Annotated in this window: 18 protein-coding genes; 12 read left to right on the top strand and 6 right to left on the bottom strand. The window is 70.8% G+C overall.

The genetic code is table 11. From position 1 onward, the window contains the following. Nucleotides 1-27 precede the first annotated feature (27 nt). Complete coding sequence (locus tag ACFVKT_RS14975) at nucleotides 28-1,185, top strand: D-alanine--D-alanine ligase family protein (protein WP_385731379.1); 1,158 nt, start codon at nucleotides 28-30, stop codon at nucleotides 1,183-1,185. Between the two features lie 24 nt (nucleotides 1,186-1,209). Here the strand turns inward: ACFVKT_RS14975 and ACFVKT_RS14970 are convergent, their stop codons facing one another. From ACFVKT_RS14970 to ACFVKT_RS14960, 3 genes are all read right to left on the bottom strand, one after another. Beyond that, on the bottom strand, nucleotides 1,210-1,701 hold the full coding sequence (locus ACFVKT_RS14970) for a DUF3515 domain-containing protein (RefSeq protein ID WP_385731377.1): 492 nt from the start codon (nucleotides 1,699-1,701) through the stop codon (nucleotides 1,210-1,212). A 20-nt stretch (nucleotides 1,702-1,721) separates the two neighbouring features. Continuing rightward, nucleotides 1,722-1,955 carry an Lrp/AsnC family transcriptional regulator gene (locus ACFVKT_RS14965; RefSeq protein ID WP_003997603.1) on the bottom strand — a complete coding sequence of 78 codons (234 nt, stop codon included), beginning with the start codon at nucleotides 1,953-1,955 and terminating at the stop codon, nucleotides 1,722-1,724. 65 nt (nucleotides 1,956-2,020) lie between these two features. After that, nucleotides 2,021-2,227 carry a hypothetical protein gene (locus tag ACFVKT_RS14960; protein WP_385731375.1) on the bottom strand — a complete coding sequence of 69 codons (207 nt, stop codon included), beginning with the start codon at nucleotides 2,225-2,227 and terminating at the stop codon, nucleotides 2,021-2,023. Nucleotides 2,228-2,272: 45 nt separating this feature from the next. Here ACFVKT_RS14960 and ACFVKT_RS14955 point away from each other — a divergent pair, with 45 nt between their 5' ends. Both ACFVKT_RS14955 and thiD read left to right on the top strand, forming a co-directional pair. Continuing rightward, entirely contained in the window at nucleotides 2,273-3,238 is a 966-nt protein-coding gene (locus ACFVKT_RS14955; protein ID WP_385731374.1) for a thiamine-phosphate kinase, read from the top strand. 5 nt (nucleotides 3,239-3,243) lie between these two features. Then, nucleotides 3,244-4,041 (top strand): bifunctional hydroxymethylpyrimidine kinase/phosphomethylpyrimidine kinase, encoded by a 798-nt coding sequence (thiD, locus tag ACFVKT_RS14950; protein WP_385732111.1) that lies wholly within the window; start codon nucleotides 3,244-3,246, stop codon nucleotides 4,039-4,041. A gap of 120 nt (nucleotides 4,042-4,161) precedes the next feature. Here the strand turns inward: thiD and rpmB are convergent, their stop codons facing one another. Continuing rightward, complete coding sequence (rpmB, locus tag ACFVKT_RS14945) at nucleotides 4,162-4,347, bottom strand: 50S ribosomal protein L28 (protein WP_266474652.1); 186 nt, start codon at nucleotides 4,345-4,347, stop codon at nucleotides 4,162-4,164. A 258-nt stretch (nucleotides 4,348-4,605) separates the two neighbouring features. On the opposite strand from rpmB, the gene ACFVKT_RS14940 reads away from it, so the two are divergent. Next, nucleotides 4,606-6,363 (top strand): DAK2 domain-containing protein, encoded by a 1,758-nt coding sequence (locus ACFVKT_RS14940; protein WP_385731372.1) that lies wholly within the window; start codon nucleotides 4,606-4,608, stop codon nucleotides 6,361-6,363. Between the two features lie 201 nt (nucleotides 6,364-6,564). On the opposite strand, the gene ACFVKT_RS14935 is transcribed toward ACFVKT_RS14940, so the two are convergent. Both ACFVKT_RS14935 and ACFVKT_RS14930 read right to left on the bottom strand, forming a co-directional pair. After that, nucleotides 6,565-9,540, bottom strand: coding sequence for a tetratricopeptide repeat protein (locus tag ACFVKT_RS14935; protein WP_385731370.1), 2,976 nt, complete (start codon nucleotides 9,538-9,540; stop codon nucleotides 6,565-6,567). Further along, nucleotides 9,537-11,375: an HSP90 family protein gene (locus ACFVKT_RS14930; RefSeq protein ID WP_385731368.1), complete on the bottom strand. Its 1,839-nt coding sequence runs from the start codon at nucleotides 11,373-11,375 to the stop codon at nucleotides 9,537-9,539. The genes ACFVKT_RS14935 and ACFVKT_RS14930 overlap by 4 nt, the downstream gene beginning before the upstream one ends. Nucleotides 11,376-11,538: 163 nt before the next feature. Between ACFVKT_RS14930 and recG the strand changes: the two genes are divergently transcribed. The 8 genes from recG to mutM all read left to right on the top strand — a co-directional run bounded on the left by recG (nucleotide 11,539) and on the right by mutM (nucleotide 18,955). Continuing rightward, complete coding sequence (gene recG, locus ACFVKT_RS14925; protein WP_385731366.1) at nucleotides 11,539-13,764, top strand: ATP-dependent DNA helicase RecG; 2,226 nt, start codon at nucleotides 11,539-11,541, stop codon at nucleotides 13,762-13,764. Nucleotides 13,765-13,855: 91 nt separating this feature from the next. Further along, on the top strand, nucleotides 13,856-14,443 hold the full coding sequence (gene rsmD, locus ACFVKT_RS14920; protein ID WP_385731364.1) for a 16S rRNA (guanine(966)-N(2))-methyltransferase RsmD: 588 nt from the start codon (nucleotides 13,856-13,858) through the stop codon (nucleotides 14,441-14,443). Between the two features lie 26 nt (nucleotides 14,444-14,469). Further along, the gene (coaD, locus tag ACFVKT_RS14915) at nucleotides 14,470-14,949 is read left to right on the top strand and encodes a pantetheine-phosphate adenylyltransferase (protein ID WP_385732109.1); all 480 of its coding nucleotides are present in this window, start codon (nucleotides 14,470-14,472) and stop codon (nucleotides 14,947-14,949) included. Nucleotides 14,950-15,049: 100 nt separating this feature from the next. Beyond that, entirely contained in the window at nucleotides 15,050-16,132 is a 1,083-nt protein-coding gene (locus ACFVKT_RS14910) for a cell division initiation protein (protein ID WP_385731362.1), read from the top strand. A gap of 127 nt (nucleotides 16,133-16,259) precedes the next feature. Further along, a complete protein-coding gene (locus tag ACFVKT_RS14905; RefSeq protein WP_385731360.1) occupies nucleotides 16,260-16,904 on the top strand; it encodes a YceD family protein in 645 nt (214 codons plus the stop codon). 2 nt (nucleotides 16,905-16,906) lie between these two features. After that, nucleotides 16,907-17,080, top strand: a complete 174-nt coding sequence (gene rpmF / locus ACFVKT_RS14900; protein ID WP_033321093.1) for a 50S ribosomal protein L32 — start codon at nucleotides 16,907-16,909, stop codon at nucleotides 17,078-17,080. Nucleotides 17,081-17,099: 19 nt separating this feature from the next. Beyond that, entirely contained in the window at nucleotides 17,100-17,957 is an 858-nt protein-coding gene (gene rnc, locus ACFVKT_RS14895; RefSeq protein ID WP_385731358.1) for a ribonuclease III, read from the top strand. 137 nt (nucleotides 17,958-18,094) lie between these two features. Continuing rightward, entirely contained in the window at nucleotides 18,095-18,955 is an 861-nt protein-coding gene (gene mutM / locus ACFVKT_RS14890; protein ID WP_385731356.1) for a bifunctional DNA-formamidopyrimidine glycosylase/DNA-(apurinic or apyrimidinic site) lyase, read from the top strand. Nucleotides 18,956-19,078: the final 123 nt, after the last annotated feature.

Here is a 19,078-nt window from a genome sequence, read left to right as displayed (position 1 = left end):
GGTACCAGCGGGTACTCTCAACGCGATATGAGCACTGAGAACCTCCCCCAGAGCCCTGAGCAGCCGCCTCGCAAGCCGCGCGTGGCCGTCGTCTTCGGCGGCCGCAGCTCCGAACACGGGATCTCCGTGGTCACGGCCGGCGCGGTCCTGCGGGCGATCGACCGGACGAAGTACGACGTCCTGCCGATCGGCATCACCCAGGACGGCCGTTGGGCGCTCACCGCCGACGAGCCGGACCGCATGGCCATCGTCGACCGGCAGCAGCCGAGCGTGGACCGGCTCGCCGAGTCCACCGAGGGCGGCGTGATCCTCTCCGTCGACCCGGCCAACCGCGAAGTCGTCTACAGCGAACCGGGTTCCGTCCCCAAGGCCCTCGGCGACGTCGACGTCGTATTCCCCGTGCTGCACGGCCCCTACGGCGAGGACGGCACCCTTCAGGGCCTCCTGGAGCTCTCCGGAGTCCCGTACGTCGGCGCGGGTGTGCTCGCCTCGGCCGTCGGCCAGGACAAGGAGTACATGAAGCGGGTGTTCACCTCCTTCGGGCTGCCCGTCGGCCCGTATCTGGTGATCCGTCCGCGCGAGTGGACCCGTGACGAGCAGGGGGCCCGCGAGCGCATCGCCGGCTTCGCGGGTGAGCACGGCTGGCCGCTGTTCATCAAGCCCGCGCGCGCGGGGTCCTCGATCGGCATCACCAAGGTCGACTCCTTCGAGGGCCTCGACGAGGCGATCGCGGAGGCGCAGCGCCACGACCCGAAGATCATCGTGGAGGCGCTGCTGCGCGGCCGCGAGATCGAGTGCGGGGTCCTGGAGTTCGAGGACGGACCGCGCGCCAGCGTGCCCGCCGAGATCCCGCCCGTGCAGGCGCACGCCTACTACGACTTCGAGGCGAAGTACATCGACTCGACGCCCGGCCTCGTACCGGCCCCGCTGACGCCCGAGCAGACCGCGGACGTCCAGCGGCTGGCGGTCGAGGCGTTCGAGGCCGCCTCCTGCGAGGGCCTGGTGCGCGCGGACTTCTTCCTCACCGAGGACGGCGAGTTCGTGATCAACGAGATCAACACCATGCCCGGGTTCACGCCCATCTCGATGTACCCGAAGATGTGGGAGGCGAGCGGCGTGGGCTATCCGGAGCTGGTGGACCGCCTGGTGCAGGCGGCGCTGAACCGTTCCACCGGGCTTCGCTGAGAGCCCTCCTGGCACTCCTGTGCGTCAGTCGGCGATCCCTTCGGGGATCGCCTTCTTGATGGATGCGGCGAAGGCCGTGAGCGGGCCCGCGCCGAGATCGGCCCGCTCCTTGGGGAGCCTCACCTCGACGTATGCCGTGCGCAGGGTCGTGGTGAAGACGTACGACCCGTCGTCCTGCTTCTCGACCAGCCAGCCGACCCCGTCCACTTCGGCACCGTCGGCGTTCAGGTCGTTCATCTTGGCAGGCCGTTCGACACCGCAGCGCAGTATGATCGCCGGGCTTCCCCAGCCCGCGGTCAGCGCGGACCGGGGCTCGGGATCGTTCCGGTCGAGGTCGTTCACTTTCTCCGGCAGCTCCTTGTCCAGGTTCTCGCACAGCTTCGTGACCTTCACGTCCGGGCTGGGAACCACAACCGAGGCGTCGTCGTCTGCCGAGGTGCAGCCCGTGGCGGCCGTCAGCAGAGCGAGAACGGGCAGCCCGAAGGCAGCGGTGTGCCGGTGAAGGAAGAAGTTCATCGGCCAAGGTTAGACGGGGGCTACAGGTGCACGACCGGGCAGGTCAGGGTGCGGGTGATGCCGTCCACTTGCTGGACTTTGGCGACCACCATGCGGCCGAGGTCGTCGACGGTGTCGGCCTGGGCGCGCACGATCACGTCGTACGGTCCTGTCACGTCCTCGGCCTGGATCACCCCCGGGATCTTGCTGATCGTCTCGGCGACGGTCGACGCTTTGCCGACCTCCGTCTGGATCAGGATGTACGCCTGTACCACGGAACCTCCAGGGCGGCCACGAGGATCATGTGGGGAAAAGGAACGCCACGGTATCGCGTCGCCGCTCACCGCGGGGAGACCCGCGGTGACTGGGGCTTGCGCGCCGGGGTGCGCAGACTGCACGAGTTGACGGCCGATTCGACCGTACCGAGTACGGAGACGGCACGCGACCGCACCGAGGACGGTTCGGTACCGAGTACGGAGACGGCACGCGACCGCACCGAGGACGGTTCGCGCGCCGCGGCGCAGGCGGTACGCGCCACGGTTCGCACGAGACGTACCGTGGCGCAGACAGGAAGAGAAGGGGCAGTACGACTATGAAGGGCACCGTGGGCGAGTTGGGGGAGTTCGGGCTCATCAAGGAGCTCACCTCGCGTCTCACCACCACCCCGGCGGTCCGGGTCGGCCCCGGCGACGACGCCGCGGTGGTGGCCGCACCCGACCGCAGGGTCGTGGCGAGCACCGACATCCTCCTGGAGGGGCGGCACTTCCGCCGTGACTGGTCGACCGCGTACGACGTCGGCCGCAAAGCCGCCGCGCAGAACCTCGCGGACATCGCCGCGATGGGCGCCGTGCCGACCGCGCTGCTGCTCGGCCTGGTCGTGCCGGCCGAACTCCCGGCCACCTGGCCGTCCGAGCTGATGGACGGGCTGCGCGACGAGTGCCAGGTCGCGGGCGCCTCCGTGGTCGGCGGCGATGTCGTACGCGGCGACACCATCATGGTCTCGATCACCGCGCTCGGCGATCTGCGCAACCACGAGCCGGTGACCCGGGGCGGGGCCCAGCCCGGTGACGTGGTCGCCGTGACGGGCTGGCTGGGCTGGTCGGCGGCCGGGTTCGCGGTGCTCTCCCGGGGCTTCCGCTCGCCACGCGCCTTCGTGGAGGCACACCGGCGTCCGGAACCGCCGTATCACGCGGGTCCCGCGGCGGCCGGGCTCGGCGCGACCTCGATGACGGACGTCAGCGACGGACTGATCGCCGACCTCGGGCACATCGCCGAGGCGAGCAAGGTGCGCATCGACATCCGTTCCGGCGCCATCGACATCCCGACCCAGATGAACGACATCGGGCAGGCCGTCGGCGTCGACCCCATCCAGTGGGTGCTCACCGGCGGCGAGGACCACGCGATCGTCGCCACCTTCCCGCCGGACGTGAAACTGCCCGCCCGCTGGAAGATCATCGGCGAGGTCCTCAACCCGTCCGCGCTGCCGCAGGTCACGGTCGACGGGGCGCCCTGGACGAGCAAGGGCGGCTGGGACCACTTCGGAGAGATCGAGTCGTGAGTCCCGTGAGTGCGCCGCCGCGGGTTCTGACGGTCGCCGGCTCCGACTCCGGTGGCGGGGCCGGGATCCAGGCCGACCTGAAGACGATGCTCGCGCTCGGCGTGCACGGCATGAGCGTGATCACGGCCGTCACTGCGCAGAACTCCCTCGGCGTGCAAGGCGCTTGGGAGCTGCCGGTGGAGGCCGTGCGCGCCCAGTACCGCAGCGTCGTCGACGACATCGGCGTCCAGGCGGTCAAGACCGGCATGCTCGCCTCCGCCGAACTCGTCGAGGCCGTCGCCGAGTTGCTCGCCGGCACCGACGCGCCGGCGGTCGTCGACCCGGTCGGCGTCTCCAAGCACGGCGACTCGCTGCTGGCCGCTTCCGCGCTGGATTCGGTACGCACGAAGCTGCTGCCGGTCGCTGTGGTGGCGACGCCGAATCTCGACGAGGTCGCTCAGCTGACGGGTGTGCTGGTCGAGTCCGAGGCACAGCTGCGCGACGCGGCGGCGGCTGTGCTGGCGTACGGGCCGAAGTGGGTGCTCATCAAGGGCGGCCATCTGCCCGGAGACGCCGTCGATCTGCTGACGGACGGATCCGAGGAGCACTGGCTGCGGGCGCCCCGCTACGACAACCGGCATACGCACGGCACGGGCTGCACGCTCGCCTCCGCCATCGCCTGCGGCCTGGCGAAGGGGCAGACCGTGCCGGAGGCCGTCGCGGCGGCCAAGGAGTACGTCACCGGGGCGATCGCGGCCGGGTTCGCGCTGGGAGGCGGGATCGGGCCGGTGGATCATGGGTGGCGGTTCAGGGCGGGCGCGTAAGCGTTTACGCGGGTTTGGGTGGACGTCTGTTCTGCGCGCGGGCGCAGCAAAAAACCGGCCCACCGTGAGGTGGACCGGCTCAGTGCAAGCGAACCAGCAGTGGCCGCGCGCTAGCGGTTGTCAGCGCGTGACCTTGCCGGCCTTGATGCACGAGGTGCAAGCGTTCACGCGCTTCGGCGTCCCGCCGACCACGGTACGAACGCGCTGGATGTTGGGATTCCAGCGACGGGGCGTACGGCGGTGCGAGTGCGAGATGCTGTTGCCGAAGCCCGGCCCCTTGCCGCAGACGTCGCAGTTGGCAGCCACGGGCTCACTCCAAAAACTTCAGATGCACTTACGGTGGATCCCGGCATGCCGGGATCAAGATCTAGGATCTGAGTGGCGGTGCCAGGAGGAAGGCCCGATCGGATCGGGCAACCGGAGCAGCATACAACGACTGCGTCCAGACAACGAAACTACCATGGCTGCTCAGGGCCACGCCCCGGCCCTCCGTAGACCCCCTACCGACAGTAACCCCTTCTGGGTCTACGCTGCGTCCACGTCCAGCAGCTCAGGGAGGCGCAGGTGCCGCAGGTGCCGCAGACGTTCGATGCTCTCGCGGTGCGCACCTGGTGCGGTCTCTCACTGGAGGCGCTGGGGCGGGCCCGCGAGGAGATAGACGCGATCAACGTCTACCCGGTGGCCGACGGGGACACCGGCACCAACCTGTATCTGACCTTGGAATCGGCGACCGCGGCGGTCGAGGCGGTCTTCGCCGGGCACGAGGTCGGCGCGGGGTACGACGCCGCTGGGGAACGCGAGAGCGGCGGGGGCGGGCCGACGCTCGCGGACGCGGTACGGGCGATGGCGCACGGCGCGCTGATAGGCGCCCGGGGCAACTCCGGGACGATCCTCGCGCAGCTCTTTCGCGGCATGGCCCAGGTGCTCGCCGCCGACAGTGAGACCGCTCACACCGACGGACCTGGCCTGCGGCTGGCCCTGCGGCAGGCAGCCGACTCCGCCCGCCAGGCCGTCGCCCACCCCGTCGAGGGCACGGTCCTCACGGTCGCCTCGGCCGCCGCCGACGCGGCCACCGGCGCCGAGGGGGACTGCGGCACGGTCGCGCGCGCGGCGTACGAGGGGGCGCGGGCGGCCCTCGCCGCGACACCTGGGCAACTGGCCGCCCTGGAGCGCGCCGGTGTCGTCGACGCAGGCGGACGGGGGCTGGTGGCGGTGCTGGCGGCGCTGGTGGAGACGTTCACGGGGGAGCGGCCCAGGGCGTTCGCCGGCGCCGCGGAGGTCCACGCGCGCGTGGCCGGTGCTTCGACCGACGCCGATGCCGACATCGTTGACATCGTCGGTGCCGGCATCGGGGGAGTGCACCCCGATGTGTGCGCGGACGCGGTGCCGGAAGAGGGCGGGCCCGCCTTCGAGGTGATCTACCTCCTGGAAGCGGAGGACGGGGCCGTGGCCCGGCTGCGCGACCGGCTCGACCGGTTGGGCAACTCGCTCGTCGTCGTCGGCGGGGACGGCCTGTGGAACGTCCATGTGCACGTGGACGACGCGGGTGCCGCCGTCGAGGCGGGCGTCGAGGCCGGACGGCCGTACCGGATCAGGATCACCCACTTCGGGCTCGGGGACGTCCACACCGGGGGCCCGGGGCGGCCGCCCCGGGAGCGCGCCCAGCGTGCCGTCGTGGCCGTCGTACCCGGAGAGGGGCTGGCCGGGCTGTACGCGGAGGCCGGGGCGACCACCGTGCTCGCGCGGCCGGGGGAGCCGCCCGCGAGCGGAGAGCTCGTCGAGGCCGTGCGGCGTGCCCACGCGCGTGAGGTGGTGCTTCTGCCGAACGACGCCGAGCTGCGTCACACCGCGGCCGCCGCTGCCGAGCAGGCGCGCGCCGACGGTGTCCGGGTCGCGCTGATCCCGACCCGCTCCGCGGTCCAGGGCATCGCCGCGCTCGCCGTCCACGAGCCGGAACGCCGCTTCGACGAGGACGTCGTCGCCATGACCTCCGCGGCCGGTGCCACCCGCTATGCCGAGGTCGCCGTCGCCGAGCGCCAGTCCTGGACCATGGCCGGCATCTGCCAGGCCGGTGACGTCCTGGGCCTCATCGACGGCGACGTCGCCGTCATCGGCTCCGACATCACCGTCACGGCCGAAGCCGTCCTGGACCGCATGCTCTCCGCCGGCGGCGAGATGGTCACCCTCGTTTTGGGCGACGAGGCGCCCGCCGCCATCGCCGACCGCCTTGAATCCCGGGTACGGGAAGGGTATTTGGCGGTGGACACGGTGGTGTACCGAGGTGGGAGGCAGGGGGCGTTGTTGTTGATCGGGGTGGAGTAGCGGGCTGGGTGGGGGAGTTTTTCGCCCCCTCCGCCCCTTCCCGTCCCGATCCTGGGGGCTCCGCCCCCAGACCCCCGTATCGCGCTGAACGCGCTCGTCCTCAGACGCCGGACGGGCTGAGGGGGGTTTGGGGGCGGAGCCCCCAAGTGACGGGAATGGGTAGGGGCGGAGGGGGCGAGAAAACTCCCCCCACCCCCCAGGTCACCCCTCCGAATCCGCCTCCATCAGCTTCAGCATGTTCTCCGCCTCCGCGCGCCGCGCCTCCGCGGTCTCGCCCTCCAGCCCCGCGTAAGCGGCAAGCACCGTACGCGCGCGTGCCACGGCCGCCGCGGGCCGGCGGAGGTCCGCCTCCAGCCAGCCGGCGCTGAGTTCCGCGGCGGTACGGACGTCGAGGAGCTCGTCCCCGAGGGAAGCGAACGCGGAGGCCGCTTCGGCGAAGTGGCCCAGGGCCTCCTCGTAGGAGGGGTCGGCCTCGTCCTCTTCCGCGTCGTCCGGCACGGAACGCGCCACCAGATCACCGAACTGCCGGTGGGTGTGGCCGAGTTCGGCGACGAGACGCAGACGCGCTTCCTCGCTCTCGTCCCCGTCGCCGTCCTCGTCCAGTTCCACGAGGGAGCCGGAGGCGCCCGGCGAGTCCAGGATCGCCGCCTCGCACTCCCGAACCGCCGCCGCCATCAACTCCCGCGCCCCGTCGAGCCCCGCGTCCGTACGGACGGCCGCCCAGGCGCGGGCGCGCAGCGAGCGGATCAGCCCGTGGATGTTTCCGAGGTCGCGCCAGAGGTCGCCGGCGCGCGCGTACGCCTGGTCCGCCTGGGCGTGCAGCCCGGCGTTTCCGAGGGCCTCGGCGGCGAGATGGGCGAGCATCGCGTGGTCCCGCTGCTCGGGCCAGTGGCGGGCGATGTCGGCGGCCTGCAACCAGCGTTCGGCGGCCTCGCGGTGGTCGCCGAGTTCGGTGAGACAGTCGCCGAGCCACCACTGGGTCTGCACGATCGCGCCGTCGCCGTGCATGTCGGTGGTCAGATCGGGCAGCGCCGACTCCAGTATCTCGGCGGCCTCGGCCCACCGCCCCTGACGGACCAGGAAACCTCCGAGCTGATGCCGGGCCCAGGCGCCGAGCGTGGCACTCTGGCCGGCTTCGTCGGCCCAGTGCGCGGCCTCCAGGGCGTGTTCGGCGGCGGGCCCGAACTGGTGGGTGCCGCCGAGGATTTCGGCGAGCTGAAGGTGCAACTGCGCATGGCCCGGCGCCTCCAGGTGAGGCCCGCCGTGCTCCAGTGCCGCACGCGCCGCCCGCTCCGCCGCCTCCATGTCGCCGCGGTGCAGGGCGATCCCGGCGAGCCGCGCTTCATGCTCCACGGCGAACCACTGCAGCCCGGCCGACACATACGTCTCCACAGCCCGGCCAAGCAGCTCCGCGGCCCTCTCGGTGTCCCCTGCGCGCGCGGCGAGCTCCCCGAGCATCGCCTGCGCCTCCGCGGCACGGGAAGCCAGCCGCGGGTCCTCGACGTGCGGCTCGGCAAGGGCCAGCAGCTCCCGGGCCGCCGTTTCGGCAGCCTCTGGCCGGCGGGCGACACCTGCCTCGCTGTCCAGGCCATGCATCAGAATCCGCGCGCGCCCCACCAGCACGGACGCCGTCTGGGACACTCCGGTCCCGCCGTCCGCGTAGAGCGCGAGCACCCCGTCGTACAGCTCCGATACGGCCGCCAGTGCCTCCTCGGTGCCGCCGGTCAGGGCGAGTACGTAGGCGGCGCGGGCGCGGGCGGCGAGGGCCTCGCCGGGGTCGTCGGCCTCGGCGTAGAGCTCGGCCGCGCGGTGGAAGAGTTCGATGCCCTCCGGGCCGCGCTCCATCGCCGCGTGGTCGGCGACCTCAGCGCGGTCGCGGATGTCCAGCTCGTGCCCCTCGGCGGCACGCGAGACCGCCGCCCAGGCCTCGATGGCGTCCGGGCTCCGGGAGTCCGACAGTCGGCGGGCCTCGGTGAGCAGCGCGGACAGGTCGGGCTCGGCGGCAGGTTCCGCGCCGGCCGGCGGGCGGGGTGTGTGCACCGCGGGTGCGGGGCGCACGGAGCGCACGCCGAGCGGCAGGCGGTCGACGAGCGGCGGCTGGTTCATCCGCGCGCGGGCACGCGTGCTGACGTACGACGTGCTGTTGCGCGCGTCGAAGCGCGCCGCCAGCGAAAGGGCCTCTCCGCGCGCGTGGGCGGCCAGGTCGCTCGCTGTCCACGCGCGGCCGACCGGCCCGGGGACCGACTGGTCGCCGAGCCCGAGGGAGGTCAGGCGGTCCATCAGGAGGGCCACCACCGCCATGAAGTCCAGCTTGCTGCGCGGGTCCCCGGAGTCCGTGAAGTACGCGGGGCGCTCGGCGAGCAGCTCCAGGGCGCGCGCTTCGTTGCCGGAGAGCACGCAGAACTCCACATGGTCCGCGTACGCGCCGCGCATGCTTTCCATGGCGCGGACGAGCCGGAAGCCCCGCAGGTGGTTGGCGCGCGCCTCGTCGACGCGCCCCAGGCGCAGCAAGGGAACCAGGGAGGACGCGAGGACTGTGTGCGGCTCATGGGCGCACGAGTACTCGCCCTCAAGGACCGGGCCCCACAGCTCCACCGCCTCCGCGTCGGAGCCGCGCAGCGCCTGCCACCAGCCCTGGCCGTGCAGCTCGCACGCGTGGCAGTCGGCCATGGTGTCCCGGCCGGCGGCCAGCCAGGCGGCGTACGCCCGCTCGGCGCGGTCCAGATCTCCGAGGTGAGCGGACACACTGAACTCGGCGCTGCGCACGGCCCGTTCGGAGTGCCCGGCCAGCCGGTAGCGGTGCTCCATCTCGCCGAGCCACTTCTCTATGGAGGCGAGCGGAATGTGCGGCTGGTCCAGCATTCCGGCCGACATCCACTTGAAGACCCAGTGCAGGGAGTGGATCTCGTACTCGTCGAAGTCCTCGGGGTGTTCGTCCCACATGCGCAGCAGGCGCGCGAAGGGGACGAACATCTTGTCCTTCTCGGAGCTGTAGTTGTAGACCTTCAGCTGGTGCGCGAGTGCCTCGATCACCGCGAGGGGGATGCCGAGCTTCTCCGCCTCGGCCAGCAGAAGCTCGGCGCGCGCGTTGCGGGCGGGGCCCTCCGGCTGCTCGAAGTTGTCCGCCATCGCCTGGCGGAGCGTGTCGAAGTCAGTGATGGGGTCGATCCCGCTCATCGGTGGCCGTCCTCCCCGGAGTTGGTGTGTGTGGCCCACTCGAGAAGGCCGATGAACGCGCGGTTCAGGAGCGCGGAGTCGGCCGGCCGCAGCGGGCGCTGGGCCATCAGCAGGGCCTGCCCGTAGAGGGACTCCGTGGCGGTGCCGATCAGCTCCCGGTCCTTGAGTGAACTGATCCTGCGGATCAGCGGGTTGTGGTGGTTGAGCACCAGACGTGCGCGTGGAGCGCTGCCCCGCAGCGAGCCGAGGATGCCAGCCCACAGGTCGTCGGCCTGGTTCTCGGCCTCCGCGCGGGCCTGTTCGTGGCGTGCCGCCCGGTCGTCCAGGTGCAGCGCCGGGACCGAGAGCGGGTGGAAGGCGCGCAGGACCACATCGCAGCCCAGGGGATCGAGTCTGGCCCGCGCGGCCCCAAGGAAGGCCGCCAGCGCCAGCTCCTCGGCCGGGTCGACCGAGTCCAGGTGAGCCGTCACGGTGTCGGCGTCCAGCTCCGAGACGACCGTCCCGGGGCGCACGGACGGCAGCGCCTCGACCAGCTCGCTGTCGTACGTGTAGCCGCCGTTGACGACTCCGACGCCCTGTGCGGAGGCGATCGGCGCGACCTGCCGGTACTCCTCCACGGTCCGCGTGAAGTGCACCACCGGGTGCCGCTGGGCGAACTCCTCCAGGGAGAGCCGCCCGTCCGTCGTCTCGAAGGGCAGCCACGGCAGCATCGTGCGCAGCATCTCGGTGTCGTGCCGGGCCAGGGACTTCACGCCCAGGTGGTGCACCGAGAGGAAGGCCGCCAGCCGCTCAGGGTCGCCGGCCGCGAGCCCGGTCAGCCAGGACCGGATCCGCTCGCCGAGGGCCTCGCGTACGGCGGCCAGCGTCTCGTCCTCGTACAGCGACTCGCGCGACGCCGTGGGCCGCAGGCTGTCCGTGTCCAGGACGCAGCGCACGAAGAACGCCCAGTCGGGCAGCAGCTGTTCGGCCCGCTCGGTGAGCAGCATGCCCTTGAGGTGCACACGATGGCTCGCGCGCTGGGCCGGGCTGAGCGAGGACGGCAGGACGTACGCCACGCCCCGGATGCCGGCGAGCGGCACGTCCAGGTCGATCGAGTCCAGCGGCGTGAACCCGAACAGGTCGTGGCAGTGCCGCGCCAGGGCCACCCTTCGGTTGGCAGGGCTCGGGTACGAACGGTCCCAGGGCGCAGGCAGGTCCGTGATCGCCTCGTCGCCCACGCGAACGTCGTACGGCAGCAGCGCGCCGAAGTCCCGCGCCAGCGAACGGACCTTCTCCTCCGTGAGCCACTCGCCCGCCCCGGCGCGTGCGACCAGGTGCACGGTGGTGCCCGGTTCGGTGCGGGCCTCCTGCGGCAGGGTGCGCACGGTGTACGAGCCGTCGTCGGCCGCCGTCCACTCCACGGGCGCCGCATCGGGCGTACGCGCGCTCCGGCTGACGACCCGGATCCGCTCGGCGACCACGAAACACGCCAGCAACCCGATGCCGAACTGGCCCAGGAAGTCTGAACGCGCCGACTCCAGACCGTCGTTGCGCTTGGAACTGCGGCCGATGGTCGCGAGGAGGCTGTGCACATCGGACTCGGTGAGACCGATCCCGGAGTCCTCCACGCGCAGAGTGCCGCCCTCGGCGTACAGGCGCACGGTGGCCGGAGCGTCCGGCTGTTCGGCGCGCCGAGCGGTGATCGCGTCCACGGCGTTCTGCAGCAACTCGCGCAGATAGACCTTGGGACTGGAGTAGAGGTGATGGGAGAGGAGGTCCACCAGACCGCGCAGGTCGACCTGGAAGGTATGAGGTGGCTGGGCTGCCTGGGATGACTGTGAGGTCTGGGATTCCATCGTCGCAGCGCCGGTGGGGGGACGGGCGACGGCGCGGGGTCGGGCGGTCCCGCAGGACGGTGACCGCGAAGAGGGCCGGAGCGGGTCATCCTAGGCCCGGAACCACCCGCCTGACCAGCGGATTTCAAGGACGTATACGGCGATGTCAGTGCGGTGGTGTGCAATGGATCTCGTGTCCGTGCTCGAAGAACCGCTGAAGAAGACGCTCGGCCCCGCCACCGCGAAGGTGATGGCCGAGCACCTCGGCCTGCACACCGTGGGCGACCTGCTGCACCACTATCCCCGTAGATACGAGGAGCGCGGTCAGCTCACCCACCTCGCAGACCTGCCCATGGACGAGCACGTGACAGTGGTCGCCCAGGTCGCCGACGCCCGCCTGCACAGCTTCGCCTCGGCGAAGGCCCCGCGCGGGAAGGGCCAGCGCCTCGAAGTGACCATCACGGACGGCAGCGGCCGCCTCCAGCTGGTCTTCTTCGGCCACGGCGTGCACAAGCCCCACAAGGACCTCCTGCCCGGCACCCGCGCGATGTTCTCCGGCAAGGTCTCCGTCTTCAACCACCGCCTCCAGCTCGCCCACCCGGCATACGAGCTGCTGAGCGGCGACGACGACGAGGCGACCGAGACCGTCGGCTCCTGGGCCGGAGCGCTCATCCCGCTCTACCCCGCCACCGCCAAGCTGGAGTCCTGGAAGATCGCCAAGTCCGTGCAGATGGTGCTGCCGCACGCGCAGGAGGCCCTCGACCCGCTCCCGGACTCACTGCGGGACGGCCGCGGCCTCGTCGCCCTCCCCGAGGCGCTCCTGAAGATCCACCGTCCGCAGACCACGGCGGACGTCCACGACGCCCGCGCCCGCCTCAAGTGGGACGAGGCCTTCGTCCTCCAGGTCGCGCTGGCCCGCCGCCGTTACGCCGACGCCCAACTCCCCGCCGTGGCCCGCAGACCCAAGCCGGCCGGCCTCCTCACCGCCTTCGACGCCAAGCTGCCCTTCACCCTCACCGAAGGCCAGCAGAAGGTCTCCAAGGAGATCTTCGACGACCTCGCGACCGAGCATCCGATGCACCGGCTGCTCCAGGGAGAAGTGGGTTCGGGAAAGACGATGGTCGCCCTGCGCGCCATGCTCGCCGTCGTCGACGCCGGAGGGCAGGCCGCGATGCTCGCGCCCACCGAAGTGCTCGCCCAGCAGCACCACCGTTCGATCACGGAGATGATGGGGGAGCTGGCCGAGGGCGGGATGCTCGGAGGGGCGGACGACTCCACGAAGATCGTGCTGCTCACCGGGTCCATGGGGGCCGCCGCCCGGCGGCAGGCGCTCCTTGACCTCGTCACCGGTGAGGCCGGGATCGTCATCGGCACGCATGCGCTGATCGAGGACAAGGTGCAGTTCCACGACCTGGGCCTGGTCGTGGTCGACGAGCAGCACCGCTTCGGTGTCGAGCAGCGCGACGCCCTGCGCGGCAAGGGCAAGCAGCCCCCGCACCTGCTGGTCATGACCGCCACCCCCATCCCGCGCACCGTGGCGATGACGGTCTTCGGTGACCTGGAGACCTCGGTCCTCGACCAACTCCCCGCCGGGCGCTCGCCGATCGCCAGCCATGTCGTCCCCGCCGCCGACAAGCCCCACTTCCTGTCGCGCGCCTGGGAGCGCGTGCGCGAGGAAGTGGAGAACGGCCACCAGGCGTACGTCGTCTGCCCCCGCATCGGCGACGACGAGGACGACCCGGGCAAGGCCAAGAGCAAGAAGAAGTCATCCGATGCGGATGCCGAGGCCGAGAAGCGCCCGCCGCTCGCCGTCCTGGACATCGCCGACCACCTCGCCAACGGCCCCCTCCAAGGGCTCAAGGTCGAAGTCCTGCACGGCAGGATGCAGCCCGACGACAAGGACGCCGTCATGCGCCGCTTCGCCGCGGGCGGGACCGACGTCCTGGTAGCGACGACCGTGATCGAGGTCGGGGTGAATGTGCCGAACGCCACAGCGATGGTGATCATGGACGCCGACCGGTTCGGCGTATCGCAGCTCCACCAGCTGCGCGGCCGCGTCGGCCGTGGCTCGGCCCCCGGTCTGTGCCTCCTGGTCACCGAGATGCCCGAGGCGAGCCCGGCCCGCCAGCGGCTGAACGCGGTGGCGTCCACTCTCGACGGTTTCGAGCTCTCCCGCATCGACCTCGAACAGCGCCGCGAGGGCGACGTCCTCGGCCAGGCCCAGTCCGGTGTCCGTTCCTCGCTGCGCATGCTGGCCGTCATCGAGGACGAGGAGATCATCGCCGAGGCCCGCGAGGAGGCCGCCGCGGTCGTCGCCGCCGACCCGGAGCTCGCCGGCCTCCCCGGCCTGCGTACGGCACTCCAGGCGCTCCTGGACGAGGAGAGGGAGCAGTACTTGGACAAGGGGTGAGCCGAGGAACCTGACAGGCAGTCCCCGCCCGGTGGCTGAGAGACTGGGGCCGGTATCCCCGTCGCCCTTCTCGTCAGTGCAAAGGACCCTCATGACTCGCGTGATCGCCGGCCTGGCCGGCGGACGCCGGCTGGCTGTTCCGCCGGGCACGGGCACCCGGCCCACCTCCGACCGGGCGCGCGAGGGCCTCTTCTCCACCTGGCAGTCCCTGCTGGGCGGCCCCCTGGCGGGCGAGCGCGTCCTCGACCTGTACGCCGGATCGGGCGCCGTCGGCCTGGAGGCGCTCAGCCGGGGTGCCGGACATGCCCTGCTCGTCGAGGCCGACGCCCGAGCGGCCCGCGTCATCCGCGAGAACGTGAAGACCCTGGGCCTGCCCGGCGCCGAGGTCAGGCCGGGCAAAGCGGAACAGATCGTCCAGACACCGGCGCCGTCGGACCCGTACGACCTCGTCTTCCTCGACCCCCCGTACGCCGTCTCGGACGACGATCTTCGCGAGATTCTGCTCACACTCCGGACGGGGGGCTGGCTCGCGGCCGAAGCCCTCGTCACCGTGGAGCGCAGCACCAGAGGCGGCGAATTCGGGTGGCCGGTCGGTTTCGACGCGATCAGGGCCCGTCGTTACGGCGAGGGGACGTTTTGGTACGGTCGCGCCGCCGCTACGTGCGAAGACGCACGATGACCGGACTGGAGAGCGAGGGACCTCAGTTGCGCCGCGCCGTCTGTCCCGGGTCGTTCGACCCGATCACCAACGGACATCTCGACATCATTGCCAGAGCCTCCAAGCTGTACGACGTCGTGCACGTCGCGGTGATGATCAACCAGTCGAAGAAGGGCCTCTTCGAGATCGACGAGCGGATCGAGCTGATCCGCCAAGTCACCGCCGAGTTCGGCAACGTCGAGGTCGAGGCGTTCCACGGCCTCCTCGTCGACTTCTGCAAGCAGCGCGACATCCCCGCGATCGTCAAGGGCCTGCGCGCCGTCAGTGACTTCGACTACGAGCTGCAGATGGCCCAGATGAACATCGGCCTGTCGGGCGTGGAGACCCTCTTCGTCCCCACCAACCCCACCTACAGTTTCCTGTCCTCCTCGCTCGTCAAGGAGGTCGCGACCTGGGGCGGCGACGTCTCCCACCTGGTGCCGCCGCTGGTCCTGGAGGCGCTCAAGGACCGGCTCAAGAAGGACTGATCGCCTGACAGTCCGTCATCCGGTGTCGGGCGGGGAGGCAGTGGTCGTACAGTCGACCCGTCCGTCTCCATAAACACCTGTAGAGAGTGGCGAGCACAGAGTGGACGTGCAGAAGAAGCTCGATGAGATCGTCGCGTCGGTCGGCAGCGCCCGTTCCATGCCCATGTCGGCCTCGTGCGTGGTGAACCGCGCCGAACTGCTCGCCATGCTCGAAGAGGTGCGCCAGGCGCTGCCCGGCTCCCTCGCCCAGGCCGAGGAACTGATCGGCGGCCGCGAGCAGCTCGTCGAGCACGCCCGCCAGGAGGCGGAGCGGATCATCGAGACCGCGCACGCCGAGCGCGGCTCGCTGATCTCCGACACGGAGGTCGCCCGGCGCTCCCAGGCCGAGGCCGAACGCATCCTCGCCGAGGCCCGCCAGGAGGCCGAGGAGGTCCGCGCGGAGGCCGACGACTACGTCGACTCCAAGCTCGCCAACTTCGAGGTCGTCCTCACCAAGACCCTCGGCTCCGTCGGCCGCGGCCGCGAGAAGCTCCTGGGCACCGGCCCGGGCACCGACGAGCAGGGATACGAGGACGAGGACGCCCCCGAGCGCAGCCACGACCCCGAGACCCTGCGCCGGAGCGCCGACGAGTACGTCGACGTCAAGCTCGGCGCCTTCGAGGCCGTCCTCGCCAAGACCCTGGACGCCGTCGGCCGCGGCCGGCAGAAGCTGCACGGCCGTATCGCCAGCGACGACCTCGGCCTCCTCACGGACGAGGACGGGACACCCGCGCACCACACGAACGACTCCGACTACCTGGCGGGCCTCGCGGGAATCACCGAGACCCCCGAGCAGCCCGTGGCGCCCCAGGCTCCGGACATCCCGGCCCAGCAGCAGGCGTACGCGCAGCAGGACGCGTACGCCTATCAGCAGCAGGTCCCGGATCCGTACGGATACCAGCAGCAGTACGCCCAGCAGGATCCGTACGCGTACCAGCAGCAGACCGCCGATCCGTACGCCGCCTACCCGCAGCAGCAGGGATACGACCAGCAGCCGGCGTACGACCAGAGCCAGCAGCAGGTCTACGCGCAGCCCCAGGCGCACGCCATGGAGCAGCAGCAGCACGCCCTCGACGAGACCAGCCTCTTCGACACGAGCATGATCAGCGCGGAGCAGCTGCGGGCGTACGAACAGGGGCGCTGACACCGGATTGGGCCGAGAGCGAAAGGTCCAGTATCCTGGCTCTTCGGTCGCGTGTACGTCCGCGATCACTGCTGCCCCGGAACATCGCGGGCGGCATCCTCTTGAGCTTCGAAGATCGAAAGCAGGAATGGCTCTGAACGCCCGCCTCGACCACCGCAACCCGCTCGTGTTCGACACACACGAGCTGGGGCGGCGTCCTGGCGCGCTCCAGCGCCTGTCCCGCACGATCGAGGCCCCCAAGGATCTCGGGATCCAGGGAGTCATCGGAGTGCCGGAAGGCGCCCCGGTGGAGCTCAACCTCCGGCTTGAGTCGGTCATGGAAGGTGTGCTTGTCACAGGCACCGCCCGTGCACTGGCCAAGGGGGAGTGCGTAAGGTGTCTGGAGCCGCTCGAGCTGGCGCTCGAAGCGGAGTTCCAGGAGATGTTCTCGTACCCTGACGCCGACGACCGGGGCCGCCCCAAGGCGGAGCCGGCCGACGACGCCGAGGACGACGAGGACGCGCTCTTTCTCGAGGACGGCCTGTTCGACCTCGAAGGCGTGCTGCGTGATGCGGTGGTGCTCGCACTGCCGATGCAGCCGGTGTGCCAGGACGACTGCCCCGGTCTGTGCTCCGAATGCGGAGCACGGCTCGCGGACGCCCCGGACCACCACCACGAGGCCGTCGACATCCGTTGGGCGGCACTGCAGGGACTCGCCGGTTCACTCGAAGATGGCGAGAAGGACGAGTTGGGCGGCGCCGAAACTGGCGTCGACGAGAAGCAGGAGAAGTAGCCGTGGCTGTTCCGAAGCGGAAGATGTCGCGCAGCAACACGCGCCACCGCCGGTCGCAGTGGAAGGCTGCGGTCCCCAACCTGGTTGCGTGCGAGCGCTGCCACGAGCCCAAGCTGCAGCACATCGCGTGCCCCGCTTGCGGCACTTACAACAAGCGTCAGGTCCTCGAGGTCTGAGCGGCTGGTGAGAGGTCTGATGTCTGACGCCAAGGCGGATTCAAACGCCAAGAAAAAGGCGGACAACACAGCCTCGTCCCACACGCTTCTGGAAGGGCGGCTCGGCTACAAGCTCGAGTCCGCCCTTCTGGTGCGTGCACTGACCCACCGTTCGTACGCGTACGAGAACGGCGGTCTGCCGACCAACGAACGCCTGGAGTTCCTCGGGGACTCCGTGCTCGGCCTCGTGGTCACGGACACGCTGTACCGCACTCACCCCGACCTCCCAGAAGGCCAACTGGCCAAGCTGCGGGCCGCGGTGGTCAACTCGCGTGCGTTGGCGGAGGTGGGTCGTGGCCTCGAACTCGGCTCCTTCATCCGGCTGGGCCGGGGTGAAGAAGGCACGGGAGGCAGGGACAAGGCGTCCATCCTCGCCGACACCCTTGAAGCGGTGATCGGCGCGGTCTATCTCGACCAGGGTCTGGATTCGGCGGGCGAACTCGTCCACCGGCTCTTCGACCCGCTGATTGAGAAGTCCTCGAATCTCGGGGCCGGCCTGGACTGGAAAACCAGTCTCCAGGAGCTCACCGCGACCGAGGGGCTCGGGGTTCCCGAGTACCTGGTCTCGGAGACCGGCCCTGACCATGAGAAGACCTTTACTGCTGCCGCCCGCGTCGGAGGCGTCTCGTACGGCACCGGCACCGGCCGCAGCAAGAAGGAAGCGGAACAGCAGGCCGCGGAATCCGCGTGGCGTGCGATCCGTTCCGACGCGGACGAACGCGCGAAGTCGGCCAGGACGGCCGCCGCCGAACAAGCAGAACAGGCGGCAGCAGTCCAGGTCACCGAGGGGAACGCCGACACCCCCTCGGCTCCGGCGAGCGATTCGGCCACGGCCTGATTCCTTCACAACCGAAGCACCCGCGGTAGCCGTAGTACGAGTAGTACTCGTAACACCCGCAGTACCCGCAGTATCCGAACCCCGTCGCAGCGCTCGCGCAGCGGCGGGGTTCGTATCGCATTCTCCAAAGGAGCGCCGTGCCCGAGTTGCCCGAGGTCGAAGTCGTGCGGCGCGGTCTGGAGCGCTGGGTCAGCGGGCGGGTCGTGCGGACGGTGGAGGTCCGGCATCCGCGAGCCGTACGGCGGCATCTGGCCGGGCCCGAGGGTTTCGCGAAGGCGCTCGCGGGCCACCGCGTGGCAGAGGCCAGGCGCCGCGGCAAGTACCTGTGGCTGCCCCTCGCCGACTCCCCGTACTCCGTGCTCGCGCACCTCGGTATGAGCGGCCAGCTCCTGGTGCAGCCCGAGGACGCCCCGGACGAGAAACACCTGCGCGTCCGCATCCGCTTCGAGGACGGCCGGGGCACCGAGCTGCGCTTCGTCGACCAGCGCACCTTCGGCGGCCTCTCCCTGCACGAGAACACCGCGGACGGCCTCCCGGACGTCATCGCGCACATCGCCCGCGATCCCCTCGACCCGCTCTTCGACGACGCCGCGTTCCACACGGCGCTGCGCGGCCGTCGTACGACGATCAAGCGCGCCCTGCTCGACCAGTCGCTGATCAGCGGGGTCGGCAACATCTACGCGGACGAAGCGCTCTGGCGCTCCAGGCTGCACTACGAACGCCCCACCGGAACCTTCACCCGGCCCCGCACCACGGAGCTGCTCGGCCACATCCGCGACGTCATGAACGACGCCCTCGCCGCCGGCGGCACCAGCTTCGACAGCCTGTACGTCAATGTCAACGGGGAGTCGGGCTACTTCGACCGCTCGCTCGACGCGTACGGGCGCGAGGGCGAACCCTGCGGGCGGTGCGGGACGCCGATGATGCGGCGCGCGTGGATGAACCGGTCCAGTTACTTCTGCCCGCGCTGTCAGCGACCGCCGCGCGCGACGGCGTAGCAGCGGCGATTTCGGCTAAGGCCTGTCCGGCGGGTCAGGTCGCAGGAAATCGCGGCAACTGATCAGCGCTGGTGAGCGGGGTGTGGTGCGTGCAGCTGCAAGGCGGAGGAGGGAGTCGACGCG

The sequence above is a fragment of the Streptomyces sp. NPDC127595 genome, assembly GCF_042671685.1.
Lineage (GTDB): Bacteria > Actinomycetota > Actinomycetes > Streptomycetales > Streptomycetaceae > Streptomyces.
This window is presented reverse-complemented; position numbering and strand designations above follow the sequence as displayed.

Bases quoted from the DNA above. Each gene is read 5' to 3' on its own strand.
- ACFVKT_RS14970 (WP_385731377.1), bottom strand. From the start codon at position 1,701: ATGAACTTCTTCCTTCACCGGCACACCGCTGCCTTCGGGCTGCCCGTT.
- rnc (WP_385731358.1), top strand. From the start codon at position 17,100: ATGTCTGACGCCAAGGCGGATTCAAACGCCAAGAAAAAGGCGGACAAC.
- rsmD (WP_385731364.1), top strand. From the start codon at position 13,856: ATGACTCGCGTGATCGCCGGCCTGGCCGGCGGACGCCGGCTGGCTGTT.
- ACFVKT_RS14955 (WP_385731374.1), top strand. From the start codon at position 2,273: ATGAAGGGCACCGTGGGCGAGTTGGGGGAGTTCGGGCTCATCAAGGAG.
- ACFVKT_RS14930 (WP_385731368.1), bottom strand. From the start codon at position 11,375: ATGGAATCCCAGACCTCACAGTCATCCCAGGCAGCCCAGCCACCTCAT.
- ACFVKT_RS14905 (WP_385731360.1), top strand. From the start codon at position 16,260: ATGGCTCTGAACGCCCGCCTCGACCACCGCAACCCGCTCGTGTTCGAC.
- recG (WP_385731366.1), top strand. From the start codon at position 11,539: ATGGATCTCGTGTCCGTGCTCGAAGAACCGCTGAAGAAGACGCTCGGC.
- ACFVKT_RS14935 (WP_385731370.1), bottom strand. From the start codon at position 9,540: ATGAGCGGGATCGACCCCATCACTGACTTCGACACGCTCCGCCAGGCG.
- ACFVKT_RS14975 (WP_385731379.1), top strand. From the start codon at position 28: ATGAGCACTGAGAACCTCCCCCAGAGCCCTGAGCAGCCGCCTCGCAAG.